At 33.3% G+C, this 16,755-nt stretch carries 15 protein-coding genes; 9 read left to right on the top strand and 6 right to left on the bottom strand.

Annotated features, from left to right (window positions below; genetic code table 11):
• Positions 1-307: 307 nt before the first annotated feature.
• The 3 genes from KA894_RS08380 to KA894_RS08370 are packed head-to-tail and all read left to right on the top strand — an operon-like array spanning position 308 to position 1,530.
• Positions 308-508 (top strand): helix-turn-helix transcriptional regulator, encoded by a 201-nt coding sequence (locus KA894_RS08380; protein WP_103372959.1) that lies wholly within the window; start codon positions 308-310, stop codon positions 506-508.
• A complete protein-coding gene (locus tag KA894_RS08375; protein WP_107643967.1) occupies positions 501-1,028 on the top strand; it encodes a hypothetical protein in 528 nt (175 codons plus the stop codon). Before KA894_RS08380 ends, KA894_RS08375 begins: the two co-directional genes overlap by 8 nt.
• Positions 1,021-1,530 carry a hypothetical protein gene (locus KA894_RS08370; protein ID WP_119487863.1) on the top strand — a complete coding sequence of 170 codons (510 nt, stop codon included), beginning with the start codon at positions 1,021-1,023 and terminating at the stop codon, positions 1,528-1,530. Before KA894_RS08375 ends, KA894_RS08370 begins: the two co-directional genes overlap by 8 nt.
• Positions 1,531-1,620: 90 nt before the next feature.
• On the opposite strand, the gene KA894_RS08365 is transcribed toward KA894_RS08370, so the two are convergent.
• The 3 genes from KA894_RS08365 to KA894_RS08355 form a co-directional block, all read right to left on the bottom strand.
• Positions 1,621-2,436 (bottom strand): pyruvate, water dikinase regulatory protein, encoded by an 816-nt coding sequence (locus tag KA894_RS08365; protein WP_119487864.1) that lies wholly within the window; start codon positions 2,434-2,436, stop codon positions 1,621-1,623.
• Complete coding sequence (gene ppdK / locus KA894_RS08360; RefSeq protein ID WP_119487865.1) at positions 2,426-5,062, bottom strand: pyruvate, phosphate dikinase; 2,637 nt, start codon at positions 5,060-5,062, stop codon at positions 2,426-2,428. The genes KA894_RS08365 and ppdK overlap by 11 nt, the downstream gene beginning before the upstream one ends.
• A 1,008-nt stretch (positions 5,063-6,070) precedes the next feature.
• Positions 6,071-7,150 (bottom strand): CdaR family transcriptional regulator, encoded by a 1,080-nt coding sequence (locus KA894_RS08355; RefSeq protein ID WP_119487866.1) that lies wholly within the window; start codon positions 7,148-7,150, stop codon positions 6,071-6,073.
• 138 nt (positions 7,151-7,288) lie between these two features.
• Here KA894_RS08355 and KA894_RS08350 point away from each other — a divergent pair, with 138 nt between their 5' ends.
• Genes KA894_RS08350 through larC form a run of 6 tightly spaced genes read left to right on the top strand, consistent with a single transcriptional unit; the run spans position 7,289 to position 13,701 of the window.
• Positions 7,289-8,419 (top strand): glycerate kinase, encoded by a 1,131-nt coding sequence (locus tag KA894_RS08350; RefSeq protein WP_103372956.1) that lies wholly within the window; start codon positions 7,289-7,291, stop codon positions 8,417-8,419.
• Positions 8,420-8,440: 21 nt separating this feature from the next.
• Entirely contained in the window at positions 8,441-9,598 is a 1,158-nt protein-coding gene (locus KA894_RS08345; protein WP_103372955.1) for a 2-keto-3-deoxygluconate permease, read from the top strand.
• A gap of 2 nt (positions 9,599-9,600) precedes the next feature.
• Positions 9,601-10,863 (top strand): nickel-dependent lactate racemase, encoded by a 1,263-nt coding sequence (gene larA / locus KA894_RS08340; RefSeq protein ID WP_096808238.1) that lies wholly within the window; start codon positions 9,601-9,603, stop codon positions 10,861-10,863.
• Between the two features lie 43 nt (positions 10,864-10,906).
• On the top strand, positions 10,907-11,722 hold the full coding sequence (gene larE, locus KA894_RS08335) for an ATP-dependent sacrificial sulfur transferase LarE (protein WP_210133898.1): 816 nt from the start codon (positions 10,907-10,909) through the stop codon (positions 11,720-11,722).
• Between the two features lie 26 nt (positions 11,723-11,748).
• On the top strand, positions 11,749-12,519 hold the full coding sequence (gene larB, locus KA894_RS08330) for a nickel pincer cofactor biosynthesis protein LarB (RefSeq protein WP_119487868.1): 771 nt from the start codon (positions 11,749-11,751) through the stop codon (positions 12,517-12,519).
• A gap of 6 nt (positions 12,520-12,525) precedes the next feature.
• A complete protein-coding gene (gene larC / locus KA894_RS08325) occupies positions 12,526-13,701 on the top strand; it encodes a nickel pincer cofactor biosynthesis protein LarC (protein ID WP_119487869.1) in 1,176 nt (391 codons plus the stop codon).
• A 116-nt stretch (positions 13,702-13,817) separates the two neighbouring features.
• Here larC and KA894_RS08320 read toward each other — a convergent pair whose 3' ends face one another.
• The 3 genes from KA894_RS08320 to KA894_RS08310 form a co-directional block, all read right to left on the bottom strand.
• Positions 13,818-15,041, bottom strand: a complete 1,224-nt coding sequence (locus tag KA894_RS08320) for a putative glycoside hydrolase (protein ID WP_119487870.1) — start codon at positions 15,039-15,041, stop codon at positions 13,818-13,820.
• Positions 15,042-15,259: 218 nt separating this feature from the next.
• Positions 15,260-16,249, bottom strand: a complete 990-nt coding sequence (locus KA894_RS08315) for a Gfo/Idh/MocA family protein (RefSeq protein WP_210133888.1) — start codon at positions 16,247-16,249, stop codon at positions 15,260-15,262.
• Between the two features lie 198 nt (positions 16,250-16,447).
• Positions 16,448-16,648, bottom strand: a complete 201-nt coding sequence (locus tag KA894_RS08310; RefSeq protein WP_096823743.1) for a hypothetical protein — start codon at positions 16,646-16,648, stop codon at positions 16,448-16,450.
• Between the last annotated feature and the right edge of the window lie 107 nt (positions 16,649-16,755).

The following is a 16,755-nucleotide window of genomic DNA, read 5'->3' as shown; positions in this document are numbered from 1 at the left end:
TCTAAACATACCTTTTCACCTCCTGTCGCCACTTCTAGTGTGTATAGATAATTATTTAATACTAATATAGGTCAATTCAATGAACTATTGCCAACAGATAGGGAGCGGGACAGAATTCATTTCACAAAATATGAATTCTGTTTTGTTCTCTATTTTTGTATAGATCAATTCATATTCAATAATAAAGTTAATAAAATAACTATAAATATATTTTTCATTTTATATTGCCTTGACCGCAAAAATTATGTCATATATATTTGACATAATCACATCATTCTAACTATAAAAAAGGCAGTGAGTCCGTAAATTGAACAAAGTAAAACATTATCGAATCCAACAAAAAATATCTCAACTTTCTTTAGCACGTTCATCAGGTGTCTCACGACAGACGATTAATATGGTTGAAAATAACAAGTACAATCCTTCATTAAACTTATGTATACATATTGCGAAAGCGTTAAATGTCACGTTAAACGATTTATTTTGGGAGGAAGAAACGAATGAATAAAAAAGACAAATGGATTTATCAAAATTTTGCTGGTTTAATTGGTATACCAGATGAGTACCAGCGGCATGAAATAGATAAGTTAATGGCAAAAATTGCTATCATTGCTTTATATACACTATTAGCTTTAGTATATTTATCTATTTTTCTAGATATTGAACGCGCATTTTTATCTCCGTTCACCATTGGCGGTGTACTATTAATTATTATTTTATTTTGTAGAGTGAGCATGAACCAATTCAGCGCTGACCCCGTAGAAATCGAAGTACATGATCAATATACATATCATCAATTGCTCAAAGAAACACGGAATAAAAGAATTATTTTCTTAGTTATTGCTTTAATTTATATGCCAGTTACCGCAACTATCGTTGCACCTATCCTGGCAGGTAATCCCTTGAATTTTAGTTATTTATTCAATATAAGTACTTATTTACCATTTTTAATGTGGGCTATTTTTACCGTTGCAAAAGACTCACGTGTAAAATTAATAAAAAAAGAGGAGGACGCTGATATTGACTAACGAAAAAATACTCCGCTTAATTCCAAATTATAGATATACAGATGAATATGAACGGAAAGTGTTATTAAATATATATGCCAAACTATATGTATGGATATTTTGGGGCACTTTGATTATTTCCACATTGGACATCTTTGTTTCTATGTATCTAAAACAAATTCCAGTCGTTAGTATACTTGCAATGATTGCATTAACCGCAGCTTCGATTGTGTTTACTTCTTCACTTCGCAATAAAAAAATAGATCGTTTTGAAGTCGATTCTAAAAAGGGATACCAACGATATATTAAAAAAGCACGTAAAGGAAGTTTCATATTTGCATTTGCTATGTTTATTGTCTTCAATATAAATAATTACTTAATCCCGTTTGTCATACATCAATCTCTCCCTGAAAATTCAGAGTTAACTTATCAATTGTTAATTTTTGCTACGATTGCTGCTATTGCTGGATGGATAATATATATGATATCCAAAGCCAAGATTACACGTACGTATAAAGATTAAAAGCTAACATAAAATGACCCGCATGACTTTTTGTATTATAGTCATGCGGGCAGTCTTAAATACGACTTTCTATTCGTTCATCTCTGCACGCTATAAAAATCTTTCTATATAGAATGCTGATTCCTCTATAGATTTATGTTCAGTGTTAACTACAATTGCATTCAACTTGGCAAACATTTCTTCGGCGTACATCAATTCTTCCTTGATGCGGTCAATACTATTATAATCAGTTGGCCCGTGTAATCCCAATATCTTCACGCGCTCATTCCGAATATTTAAAATATAATTAGGTTTGGCTGTTAAACCAAATATTTTGAGTTCTTTATGTCTAAAAACCTCATCTGGTATATCCACTTCTGGTACCAAAGGGATATTTGCTATCTTATATCCTTTATTTGCTAAATACATACTAAGTGGTGTCTTTGAAGTACGAGAAACACCTATGATTAAAGCGTCCGCTTCTTCTATGTCAGTAAAATGTTTTCCGTCATCATACTTAACAGCATATTCTATGGCTTCAATTCTTTTAAAATAATTTTCGTCTAATTTGCGTAATGCACCACTTTCTAAAATTGGTGAACAATTCGTTCGTCGCTGAATAATACCGATTAAATCCGACATGTAATCAACATATGGAATTTGTTGTTCAAGTGCATATTGCCGGCCTCTTTTATTAAATTCTGGATTCACTAAAGTCGTTACAACCACTGCGCCGCGTTTTTTGGCTAATGAAAGCACATTAAGTAATTCATCGTAATTTTTGATAAAAGGAAACTTTTTTATCTCAACATGAACTATATCCGGAAACTGCGTTAATGTTGCGTTAATCATACGTTGTGCAGTTTCTCCGATTGAGTCGGATACAACAAATAGGCTTAGTTGTAATTGCTCAAAATCATTGGACACGTAATCTACCACCTTTGACTTCACTTTGTGCCGTAGATAGTAAGGCACCGGGCACTCTAAACGGTGAGCAAGAAACATAATCTAATTCTAATTGGTTAAAATATTGTATGGATCTATGGTCTCCGCCTAACTCTCCACACACACCTATTTTAATCGTCGGATTTACAGATTTCGCCTGTTCTGTCGTCCGTTGAATTAATTGCCCTACACCCTCTAAATCTAATGTTTGGAATGGGTCTATATCTAATATACCTTGTTCTGAATATGCATTTATAAATTTACCAGCATCATCACGTGAGAAACCGAATGTTAATTGCGTTAAATCATTTGTCCCAAAACTAAAGAAGTCACATTCTTTTGCTAAATCTTCAGCAATTAGACACGCCCTCGGTGTTTCAATCATAGTGCCAAGCAAGTAATGCGCGCTTTCATCCATTTCAATTTCTAATCTTTCTATTTTATCTATGATTTGTGCTTTTAATGTTGTAAACTCTGACACAGAAGAAACAAGCGGAATCATAATTTCAGGTTGGCAATCAATGCCTTGTTGTTTCAGTTTCAAAGCACTCTCGACAATAGCTTCTGCTTGCATGATATAAAGTTCTGGATAAGTTATAGCTAAACGACAACCACGATGACCTAACATAGGATTCACTTCATTTAAACTTGCTATATAGTGTTCCAATTCTGAAACAGATACATTAAGCTGACGCGCAACACTGTGTTTTTCCTCTGTTGATTTAGGTAAAAATTCATGTAGTGGCGGGTCCAGCAAACGAATGATAGTTGGACGTTCGCCCGACAGTTTTAATATTGTTTCAAAGTCTTCTTTTTGATATTGCTTAATCTTATTTAAAGCATTAATCCTATTTTCTTGTGTATAAGATAAGATAAACCGTCTCATTTCAATTAAACGTTCTGCCCCAAAGAACATATGCTCAGTACGGACTAAACCGATACCTTTCGCTCCAAATTGGTAACCTGCTTGAATATCTTGGGGCGTTTCTGCGTTCATACGTACGTCTAACCTTGCCACTTCTTCTGACCATTGCATAAACGTTTCAAAGTCTTTGCTTCTTTCAGCCTTCGTTGTTTTAACTTCATCCAAATAAATGTCACCTTTAGCACCATCGACTGAAATAATATCACCTTCATTTAATGTGCCATTTGGATATGTTACTTTTTTATCTATGATATTAATCTCAATATCCGAACATCCTGTCACGCAACATTTCCCCATCCCTCTTGCGACAACTGCTGCATGAGACGTCATGCCACCATGTGTCGTAACAATTGCTTTACTTGCAATCATACCTTCAATATCTTCAGGAGAAGTTTCAGGCCTCATCAATATAACATGCGCTCCTTGCTCAGCTTTTAATTTTGCAGTTTCAGCCGAAAATACGATTTGACCGCTTGCTGCGCCAGGGCTCGCTGGTAGTCCCATCTTAGAAATAATAGTAGCCGCTTCTAATGCATTATCATCAAAATTAGGATGCAGTAATTGGTCTATTGATTTTACTTCAACATTCATAACAGCTTCTTTTTTTGAAATAATCCCTTCTTCTACTAAATCTACCGCAATATGAATCGCTGCATTAGCAGTACGTTTACCATTTCGGGTTTGCAAAATATAGAGTTGCTCATTTTCAATTGTAAATTCAATATCCTGCATATCTTTATAGTGCATTTCTAATTGTTGAGCAACCTTTAAAAATTGTTGGTGAACGTGAGGCATCTGCACTTTTAAAGTCTCAATATTTTTTGGTGTGCGTATACCTGCCACAACGTCTTCGCCTTGTGCATTTAATAAATATTCACCAAACAATTTCGCTTCCCCAGTAACTGGATTGCGTGTAAAAGCCACACCAGTACCACTTTGATTGCCACTGTTTCCAAAAACCATCTCTTGAATATTGACAGCTGTACCAATACCATATGGTATCTCATTTAACTGACGATATACACGCGCTCGGTCGTTATCCCAAGATTTAAACACTGCTTCAATAGCCTCAGTCAATTGCACAATAGGTTCTTGTGGAAATGGTTTATAAGCCTCTTCTAAATATACGTTTTTATAATACTCACAAATTTCTCGCAATCCTTCAGCTGGAATATCTGCATCGTTCTGATAATGATATCGCGATTTATATTGATTAAAATATGTATCAAATAATGCCATCGGGATATCGTATACAACTTCACCAAACATTTGTAACAACCTACGATAACAATCATATGCGAAACGTTCATCGTTCGTCTTTTCTGCTAATATTTTAACATTATTATCATTAAGCCCTAAATTTAATATTGTGTCCATCATACCAGGCATAGAAATTTTCGCGCCACTTCTTACAGATACTAACAATAACGCTTCTTCGGAAGAAAATGATTTTTTAGTGCGTTTGGAAAATGCTTCTAATTGTTCATGTAATGATTCCATAACCTCTTCTGAAAGTTTAGAACCATGGTTCAAATATTCAATACATGCTTGCGTCGTCAGTGTAAAACCATCGGGAACAGGTAAACCTAAGCGTTTCATTTCTGCTAAATTCGCACCTTTACCACCTAATAAATCTTTCATTGCTTTTTTGCCTTCATCAAATGCATAAATATATTTTGTCATACAAAAGCACCTCAATCTTTTAATGTGTCATACTAATTATTATTGAGTATGTCATATTAAAATCTAAAAAACAACTAAAAAATTACTATTATATACTTATTTTGCTTTAAAACCCCAAAGTGATTGAATTCAGATTAAATAAAAAAAGCCTAAGCAATACCATGACGCTGTATTGCTTAGAACTTTAAATTTTCCAGTTTATTGCCATATTTAAATTTAAGATATCAATTATGTCACTATGCAACTATGATTTATAAAATAAGTGATATATCATAGGTAGTCTTCATATCAACTACCATACTACAATTAGCACTATAGTTAATAAAATTGAAACACACTTAATTCTATTCAATTATTACTGTTGATATAAACTGGTTTAATTAGTGGAAAATAATAAATAAGTAGGATAAATAGAGCGTTTTGCGTTAAGAACTATAATACTTTTGTAGTTAGTAGTTTAAAATATAATTTAAACTGGCATAAATAGCATAACAAACTATTTTTAAGTAGGTAACTGGTTAATATATAATCATTGGGCGGTTTTTTAAAAGCTACATTTCAATATGTTATCAAAATAATACTCAAACGGAATGACATACTACATCATAGCGTATACATTTTCGGCGTTATGCTTTAGCATTTTAAAATTATAGATGCTCTTCTTGTTTTACATAAGGTTCACTTCCAATATCTTAAAATTCACTAAGAATCCATTAGTGTATGTGTTATCACTTAATTATTCAAAATGGCGCCATTTTTTCATAGATTTTATGATTAATCACAAATTTTTTCACATTCAAAAACATTCGTTTTTAAAATTTATAGTATTTAAAAGTGATAACTTAATTTAATTATATTGTTGAGGCAGTTTTTTGTAAAGCGCTTTTTATCGTTTTAACAAAATACAGCCGCGTCACTTCTTCAATTTTATGAATGGTTGTTAATATTTTTATTTTATTACTCATATTTCGCTAAATCCCCTTCTCTTAATCCATTTACATGATTTACTCAACACCACATAGCAATTTGTAACTTAACCGCATCAGAGTACTTTTTAGGGTTTAAACCTGTTTCTTTTTTACACTTTTCTAGTCTGTATAACAGCGTATTTCTATGAATGTATAAATATTTTGCTGTCTTTGTAATATTTAAATCATTATAAAAGAAGCTTTTTAACGTATCTATACTCAGTTGATCCATCTCCCCTAAAACTCTCTTTTTATAGCGCTGCCTTATATTTTCGTCTATTTGATATAACAATGTTTTTTCTTCAATATCTTCAAATGAAGTCATCGCTTCTCCGTTTTCATTTAACATAAATACCAATTCGCACTCTTCATAAGCATTTTTAAAACCTTTTAAATTTTTAAATATCAGACTCGAAGCCATGTAAACTTTCAATTCAAGATCCTGAAACACTTGATATATATTACTGATTTTTTTATCTAATTCTGAAGTAGATTGATCCATAGCTAGAATGACAATTCGATTGTAATTTGTGAATGCAATTGTAAATGAGCGACCATCTATACTACGAGTGAGTGAACGAACGATACTATTTCTAGAAAACATCTGTTTTTCTATATCGATAATAACGCACTTTTTAAAAGTCAATAAATTCATGTTTAGGTGTTTTATCAAATATTGTATAAATGATTTTGAAGCTTCACTTTTTAACAATTCTTCAATCAGTAATTCTTGAGTCCGTATTTGCCCTTCCAATTCATATGTAAAATAATTCTGATACAACAATAATTCTGTAGACATTTTAACTAAATCTGCTACATGCATTAATTGATCTGGATTGCCTGTTATACCTATGACACCCACAATATTATCTTGAAAAATAATCGGCAAATTAACACCTGCTTGCGTCCCTTTTAAGCAGACACTGTCTTCTTGGGTAATTACTACTGTTTCTGTTTGTTTCAACACTTGCCTAGCGCCTTCATGTATAATACCAACACGCTTTTGATCAAAGGAAGCAATAATCACGCCATTGTAATCCATAATATTAATATTACTGCTAGTTCTTTTAGCTGTTTCTTTAACTATGAAAGAAGCCATTTCTTCAGTCAATACATTCATTTTCTCACTCCCTTATAATTTTTATACAAAATTAGAACATTAATTTTGTATAGTTTAACCCTATTTTCTAGAAAATGAAATCGATACACTAAAAGAACACGTAATAGAAAACGCTTTCTAAAAAGGAGCAACATAATCATGGAAATTATTTTAGCACCAGATTCATTTAAAGGTAGTATGAAAGCCAGTGAAGTAACAAACTATATGAAAGAAAGTATTTTAGACATATTTCCTAAAGCCATCATTCATGATTTACCGGTTGGAGATGGCGGCGAAGGTACATTAGAAGCCTTAATTAATGCAACTAATGGTGTACTTACTTCGATTGATGTTACTGGACCTTTAGGGGAAAAAGTGCTTGCGCAATACGGCGTTATAAATAACGATACTTGTGTAATAGAGATGGCAGAAGCTTCCGGGTTGAAACATTTATGTGAAGATGCACTAAATCCACTGGTAACGACAACATATGGAACTGGCGAATTAATTCTACATGCATTAAATAAAGGGTATAAAAAATTTATCCTAGCTATAGGTGGATCTGCAACCAATGATGCGGGCGCAGGTATGCTACAAGCGTTAGGCGCTGAATTAACAGATAATCAAAACCATTCATTAACGTTAGGCGGTGGCGCATTAAAAAATTTAAATCATATTGATTTAACACATTTTGATTCTAGAATTGCTAATTGTAAATTTATCATTGCTTCGGATGTTCAAAACCCTTTGGTAGGTCAAAACGGTGCATCTTTCATTTTTGGAAAACAAAAAGGTGCATCACCAGAAGATATAAAGCAATTAGACCTTAATCTTAATCACTGGGCAAATCATGTTGAAAATACAACTGGGATAAAACTTCATGACTTGAAAGGAGCTGGTGCAGCAGGTGGTCTTGGGGGCGCATTCAAAGCATTTTTTCCTAGTTATTTTAAAGATGGTATTCAAGTTGTTATAGAACACATTCAATTTGAAAAATATGTAAAGCGCGCTGACCTAGTTATTACAGGGGAAGGAAAAATTGATTATCAAACGTTTTATGGAAAAGCACCTATTGGTATCGCAAAATGTGCTCAAAAATATAACGTGCCTGTTATTTTTATAGGGGGAGCTGTAGAAATAGATATAACAGACTTAAAAAATACTGGCGTAATCAGTGCTTTTAGTTTAAGTAATGGGCCTATGTCATTAGCAGAAATCTTTTCAAATTCGGAAAAATTAATAAAACAAACAACAAAGAATATTGTAAGTACATTTTTCCATAACCATTAACATATTAAGGGGATGTTTGTTATGAGAATTAAGGATACAATAGAAAAAATACCTGGCGGGCTGATGGTCGTGCCATTATTACTGGGGGCTTCTATCAATACGATTGATCAATTGCATCTCAAGCCAATAATGAATTTGTTAAAATCCTTAGGCGCCCCCAAAACTGAAGAAGGCTACTATGAAATGCTGCAAATTGGTGGATTTTCACAAGAATTATTTAAAGATAGCGCACTTGTCTTAATAGCTCTATTTATTTTTTGTGTAGGAAGTCAAATGAACTTAAAAATTGGCGGCAAAGCATTAAAAAAAGGTATGCTATTAACAACAACTAAATATTTTTCGGGTCTAGCAGTGGGTCTTTTATTAGGTTTGCTATTTGACCCTTGGAATGGTTTATTTGGATTATCTACAATAGCCATTATTGCAGCAATGACAAATAGTAATAGTGGCATGTATGCTGCTTTAACTAGTACATATGGCAATCGTTCTGATGTAGGCGGTTTGTCTATACTTGCTATTAATGACGGTCCATTATTAACGCTGATTTCACTAGGGTTTATTGGTACAACATTTCCTATTATCTCATTTATTTCTGTTTTGTTACCATTAAGTATAGGAATGATTTTAGGAAATCTTGATCCTAAAATTTCAGAATTTTTACGCCCAGGCGAAACCATACTTATTCCCTTTTTTGCTTTTTCTTTAGGCGCGGGTATGAATTTAGCTGAATTCTTTAATTTTTCAGTGTTATCAGGCGGATTAACACTAGCATTATTAACTTTTATTTGTACTGCATTTACAGGCGTCATTGCCTTTAAATTATTCAAAGAAAAAAGCGTCATTGCCCCTATTTCTGAATCTTCTACAGCGGGTAATGCTGTGTCTACACCTGCAGCAGTCGTTGCAGCTGCTTCAACTGCTTTAGCAAATGGCAATTTAAGTCAAAATGAATTTGCCATGATAGAAAAAATAGCACCACTCGCTACGGCACAAATTTCAATTTCGGCCATAACAACAGCGATATTGTGTCCAATAGCTGTTATTATGGTAGATAAATATCAAAAAAACAAAGGTGTTTATGGCACAAATGAATATTTTACTCACAAATCATCTATTAATGCGAATGAACAGCGCAGTTCACGCGTTTATGTAAGCGCTTCATATAAGGAGGATGAATAAATTTGAAAACCGAAATATTATATGGCAAATCAAATCTTAACGTTGAATTACCAGACAATAGCGTATTAATTGAACCCACCCCTATTCCTGCACTTGAAAACGACATAGATGCGATACGCAGTGCATTGCAGCATCCTATTGATTCAGAACCACTGAGTGATTTAGTCCAACCAAACCAAACGGTTTCAATCGTAATTAGCGATATCACTCGCCCCACTCCAAATCATGTACTCGTACCATTAATTATTGAAGCATTAGATCATGTGCCTTTAGAAAATATTGTTATTATTAATGGCACTGGTACGCATCGTGACCAAACTAGAGATGAATTAATACAAATGCTCGGCGAGGATATTGTTAATCATGTTAGGATTGTTCATAACCATTGTAATGACAAAGAAACTTTAAAAAAAGTAGGCCAAAGTAAATACGGGTGTGATGTTTATTTAAATAAAGACTATGTTGATTCTGATTTCAAAATTGTGACTGGCTTTATTGAACCACATTTTTTCGCCGGCTTTTCAGGTGGTCCAAAAGGTATCATGCCTGGTATTGCTGGCATAGACACAATTATGACGTTTCACAATGCTAAAATGATTGGCGATATCCGCTCAACATGGGGCAATATGACAGATAATCCAGTACAAGATATGACGAGAGAAATTAACGCAATGTGCAAACCTGATTTTATGTTAAATGTCACGTTGAATAAAGAAAAGGAAATTACAGAAGTATTTGCTGGTGAATTATATAAAGCACATGATAAAGGATGTGCCTATGCTAAAAAGCACGCTATGTTTAGATGTGATCATCGTTTTGATGTGGTCATCGCTTCTAATTCAGGTTACCCGCTAGATCAAAACTTATATCAAACAGTCAAAGGCATGAGTGCCGCTCATAAAGTGGTTAAAAAGGGTGGCAGTATCATCATGTTATCTGAATGTAGTGATGGTTTTCCAAATCATGGTAATTATGCAGAAATACTTAAAATGGCAGACACACCTAAAGCACTTGTTGAAATGATCAACGACCCTAACTTTGCTATGTTAGACCAATGGCAAGTACAAAAACAAGCCGTAATTCAAACTTTTGCACATGTTTATTTATACTCCAAATTAACCGACCAACAAGCAAAAGATGCTATGTTACATCCAGTTTCAAATGTAGAAAAAACATTAAAATCTTTAGAAGAAAAATATGGAAAAGATATGACGATTGGTGTTATGCCACTCGGGCCACTAACCATACCTTACGTAGAATCGTAATATTTAAGTTTTAAAAGTAATTATTAAGGAGGCAATTTAAATGATGACTCAAATACAAAATAAAGAAGAAAGACTTGAAAATATCTTAAAAGAAATGAAGCAAGTGATAGTCGCTTTTTCGGGCGGTGTAGATAGTAGCCTTGTCTTAAAAAAAGCAATTGATGTATTAGGCAGCAGTAATGTCAAAGCAGTTATTGTTAAATCTGAATTGTTTAGAAATGAAGAATTTAATCAAGCTATACAATTAGGACACATACTAAATGCACATATTATAGAAACTGAAATTGCAGAATTAAAAGAACCACACATTGTTGAAAATACACCTGACAGTTGGTATTACAGTAAATATTTATTGTATGCAAAACTTGAAGAATTAAGAAAAAATAATGCGTTTCATTATGTTCTAGATGGCATGATTATGGATGACATTTCAGATTTCAGACCTGGACTTAAAGCAAGAACTGAATTTGGGGTGAGAAGTGTTTTACAAGAAGCCGATCTTTATAAAGATGAAGTACGAGAATTGAGCAAATTACACGATCTTCCTGTTTGGAACAAACCAGCACTTTGCAGCTTAGCTTCTCGTATTCCTTATGGAGAACCTTTAAGTTTTAATAAAGTAAGCAAAGTGAATGAAGCTGAAAAATACATTCTTAGCTTGGGTATAAATCACGTTAGAGTACGTTATCATCATAATATAGCACGTATTGAAGTTGATGAAACTGATATTCCTACCATTATCCAACACAGAAATCAAATTACTCTATATCTTAAAGAACTTGGATTTGATTATGTAACAATCGATTTAGAAGGTTATCGTACAGGTAGTATGAACGAAGTTATGCATATCCATGACTGATTTAATAACATAAAGGTGGCTTAATTATGACAGATCATTATGATTCCATTGAATCATTACTGCAAGCTGTAAAGACAAATCAATTATCCGTTTCTGATGCTAAAGCTGAATTAAATCAATATGATGAATTAGGTTTTGCAAAGATTGATTTGCATCGAAGCAAACGGCAAGGTTTTCCCGAAGTCATATTTGGGGAAGGCAAAACTGAAAAACATTTGATTAAGATTATTCACTCACTATTATTACACGAGGAAACGGTATTAATTACTAGAATAAATAGTGAAAAAGCGAATACTATTATTACAAAATATCCTCAGTTAGAATACCATGCAACAGCAAATATTGTATGTACACGCTTAAATTATATACACAAAACCGACCGGCAAACAGCCATTATTTGCGCTGGTACTTCTGATCTCCCTGTTGCTGAAGAAGCCGCCGTGACAGCAGAAGTGATGGGGATATCAGTAAAACGATTTTACGATGTTGGCGTTTCAGGTATACATCGACTTTTCGCCCATATTGAGGATATACGCGCCTGCAATGTTTCTGTAGTAGTTGCCGGCATGGAGGGTGCGTTGTCGAGTGTCGTTGCTGGTTTAGTTGATCATCCTGTGTACGCAGTACCAACCAGTATTGGATATGGTGCTAATTTAGACGGGGTCACGACGCTACTTTCTATGGTTAATTCTTGTGCGCCTGGTACAAGCGTCCTTAACATTGACAATGGCTTTGGTGGAGGGTATAACGCTGCCATGATTATCAATATGCTAGAACACCATTCAAAGATGGAGTGATTTTATATGACAAATGCAATTTATTTAGACTGCCACGCTGGTATTGCTGGTGATATGCTTTTATCTTCACTTGTAGATTTAGGCGCAGACGTCGCTTATATTGAAACTCATTTACAACGTTTACCGTTAAATGAGTTTCAAATGCAATTTTCAAATCAGAATAAAAAAGGCATTCAAGCCAAATACTTAAATATAGAATTTAATGAAGCGCATCATCATAGAACTGCTTCTGATATTTTTAAAATAATACAAAATAGCCATTTACCAAATAGAGTCAAAATGCGTAGCCAAAAAATATTTAATACCATTGCTCAAGCAGAAGCTAAAATTCATGGCATGTCAGTAGAAGATGTCCATTTTCATGAAGTTGGCGCTATGGATTCTATTATTGATATTATTGGTGGATGTCTTGCTTTAGAAAATTTAAATATTGATGAAATATACGCTTCTCCTATACCAACGGGAGGCGGTAAAGTAAACATCGCTCATGGACTATATCCGGTTCCGGCGCCGGCGACTGCTGAAATTTTGAAAGGTATCCCACTTGCTTCGTTCGAAATTGATAGTGAATTAACCACACCAACAGGCGCAGCTTTTATTAAAGCATTAGCGTCTAAAATTGGCCCTTTACCTTCTATCACAATAGATCATATTGGTTACGGTTGTGGAACAAAAAATTTCGACTTTCCAAATATCTTAAGGGCAATTCAATTTAAAACAAAAGATAACACACCAACACAAGTACAAGTCATTGAATGTCAAATAGACGATATGTCTGCAGAAATGTTAAGTTATTTTCTTGAACAAGTATTTGAAGATGGCGCGTTAGATGCCTACTTTACTCCGATTACTATGAAAAAAAGTAGACCCGCAACAAAGCTTACTATCATTAGCAAAATTGAAAACGCGTCATTTTTTGAAGACTATGTCCTTAAAAACACAACTTCTCTAGGCGTCAGAAGTTATACAGTTAATCGTAAAGTGCTTCATAGACAATTCGAAACGGTTCATACTAGCTATGGTGCTATTTTAGTAAAAACTGCTATGTTAAACGATAAAATCATTAAAGCAAAACCCGAATTTGAAGATGTACGAAACGCTGCTATTCAATCAAACACACCTTTTGTACAAGTATATGACCATATCAACCAAGAAATTCAAAAACACATACAAATTGGTTGAAATTTCATTAGAAAAAGACCCCACTGAACCAATTACTATACTGAGACTCTAAAAGTTACATTTTCAGTTTAACTTTTAGAGCACAGATTATACATTGAGTGGGGTTTTTAATATCATTATTTATCTTTTTTATGATCAGGCTGTTTAGCATTTGGATTCGAATATTTTTCCGGGCTATAATCCGCACCTTTTGTATAATTACCTGATGCATCCCATAATAAAAATTCATCAATACCATGATCTTTTAGCGCTTGGATTTGTGCTGTTACCTCATCTTTATCATATACTTTATAACGCCCCTCCCCTAAGTAAGAAGCTGTAAAATCTTGAAGCCATGGACGAGATTTAACTTTTTGGCTATCTATCCCTTTAAGTGCTTCTTTTTCTTTATCTAAATAGCGATCTATAGTTTTATATGGTTCTGTATCTGGATTTTCTAATCCAAAATCACCAGGGTTCCAATGTGATGGATAAATCATCGATGAAATAACATCGACGTTTTTAGCAATCTTGGGAAAGCTTTGTCCAATACCTGGTGTTTCTTTAACTGTAGCTGCGTACCCAAATACATCTGCAGACGTTTGAACATCATATGATTTCAAATCTTTACGTGCTAATTTTAAAAATTCTGTAATCGTATCTACCCGTTGTTCAACCTTATTCAATCCACTCTCTTCGTATTTACCACTCGAATATTGTAATGATTGATCTTTATTTTCGAATCCTTCTGGAAAACGGACGTAATCAAATTGTATTTCTTTAAATCCTGCCTTGGCGGCTTCTTTTGCTACATTTAGATTATAGTCCCATACATTAACACTAAATGGATTTGTGAAACTGTCTCCCCCTTCATTTTCCCATACGTTACCTTCAGATGTTTTAAATGACCAGTCAGGTCTTTGATTTGATAGTTTTGAATCTTTGAATGTAACAATACGCGCAATTGGATAGATATCATTTTTTTCCATTTCTTTGATGATTTTTTTGGCATCTATTCGGTCTAAGGTATTACTACGAATTAATTTATTATCGCTTTTCAAATCCATCGTAATATTACCTTCGTCATCTTTGACATCGATAACCATCGCATTCAATTCCGTATCGTTTATGAATTTAACCAGTTCATCAAATTGTTCATTACTTGTTGCGCCTGGCGCAACATATATGCCTTTTACACCATCTTTCGGATAATCGATTTTACTATATGTATCTTTGCTTGATTGGCTTGTTTTCTTATCTTTACTGCTATTTTTCTCTTTGTTCGAATCATTATCATTGTTACAAGCAGACATTACTAGTGCCATTGCCAATATAATTGTTAGGAATTTCCATACGCGCATCGACTTACAACCTCATCCCCAAATATTTTACTAAAAAAAGATTTTTTAATATTATTATATTTCACACTACCTACGATATATTATTTTAATATTTTAAGCAAGGCGAATTACTATTGTGTGTCACGAGGGGGAATCATAAAAAAGAGCAAGACAAAAATTCAATTTTTTAAAAGAATTCATTGCCTTGCTCAGCTATTTATATACTGATTTTTTAAATTTCACTTAATAGATGGACCTATATTAATGTTAGCGCTTGATAACGCCTTCTCTAAAACATCTACCACGCAAATACTATGTTCTAATTGTTTTAAAGCAAATTCAGTATTTTGATTACGGATAACTTGCTCAATTTTCACAAGTTCCTCATACATCCGGTGGTTATGTAGATTGACTTGATAATACTGTGTGCCGCCCGTATGGTATTTTAGCTCAAATGCCTTTAATTCATTCGTTGGTCCTTTAATATGGATAGTTGCTTGATCTCCTTGGATATAAGATTGATTATCTGAATTAGAATCTTTAGCTCCGATACAGACAACTTTCATGCCATCATAATCTAGTTGTAAAATTCCGGATGTATCAATATTATTTTCTACATTTGCATAATATGCTACTTTACTGGGCTCACCAAATAAAGCCAATGCTAAGTGAATATTATAAACATTGATATCCATTAATGCGCCCCCACCTTGTTTTGGGTCAAATGCAGGCTGAATCATACCTTTTTTAAAATCATCATATCTTGAAGAGTACTGTGAATAGTTAAATTGAGCAATCTTACAATTCCCAATTTCTGAGATAGATTGTTTTAACACGTCATAATTACTTAAATATAAATTCGTAATTGCCTCAATGATAATCACGCCACGCTCTGCCGCTAAATCTTTTAAAGCGATTAACTCTGATTTAGTTAATGTAAATGGTTTTTCACAAATTACATGTTTACCTTCTACTATCGCTTTACGCGCATAATCAAAATGAAGGTGATTCGGTACAGCTAAATAAATCGTATCTATACTTTCATCTTTTAAAAATGCTTGATAGTCTTCAAAAACAGACTTTATTTCAAATCGTTTTTTTAATTGAGCGACATTACCCGGGTTACGACCAGTTGTAACTATACTTTTTATTTTTATTTCGGGTATTTCTGACATAACTGGCAGTGCTTCTTTGACAATTTTACCTGCTCCAACTATACCAATGTTCATAACCATCCTCTTTTCATTGTCATTTTAATTGTTATATCATATGTGTCTAAATAATGACTGATATTTCTCTATTTTATATTAATAGTTTATATAATTAAAGTTTGTGCATCACTTATAACATTTCTCAATTTTTTATAAAAATTAAATAAAAAAGCATCCCATTCTAGGGACACTTCTTAATCTCTCTGCTCAGAAGATTTATAACTGGTTAAAATTATTTTCTTGAACGTCAGTTATTTTAGCAACCTCTATAGTTTGTTCTTTAGGCTCTAATACGTGTATATATTGTTTATCGTCGTTATCTTCAACCTTGCTCACCTTTATACGGTCATGCTCTATTGTTTCAATAATAATTCGACCATGTTTATTTAAAGCCTCTATAACTTGTTGTTTATCCAATATTAAACCTCCTTAAGCAATAAATAATAGCTTAATATTTATTTACCCATAAAACAATTTCTAAATCAGTCACTGTTCAAATTTTTAGTTTAATAAAAAGCAGGGTG

The sequence above is a fragment of the Staphylococcus sp. GDY8P131P genome (assembly GCF_017891975.1).
Classification (GTDB): Bacteria; Bacillota; Bacilli; order Staphylococcales; family Staphylococcaceae; genus Staphylococcus; species Staphylococcus nepalensis.
This window is presented reverse-complemented; position numbering and strand designations above follow the sequence as displayed.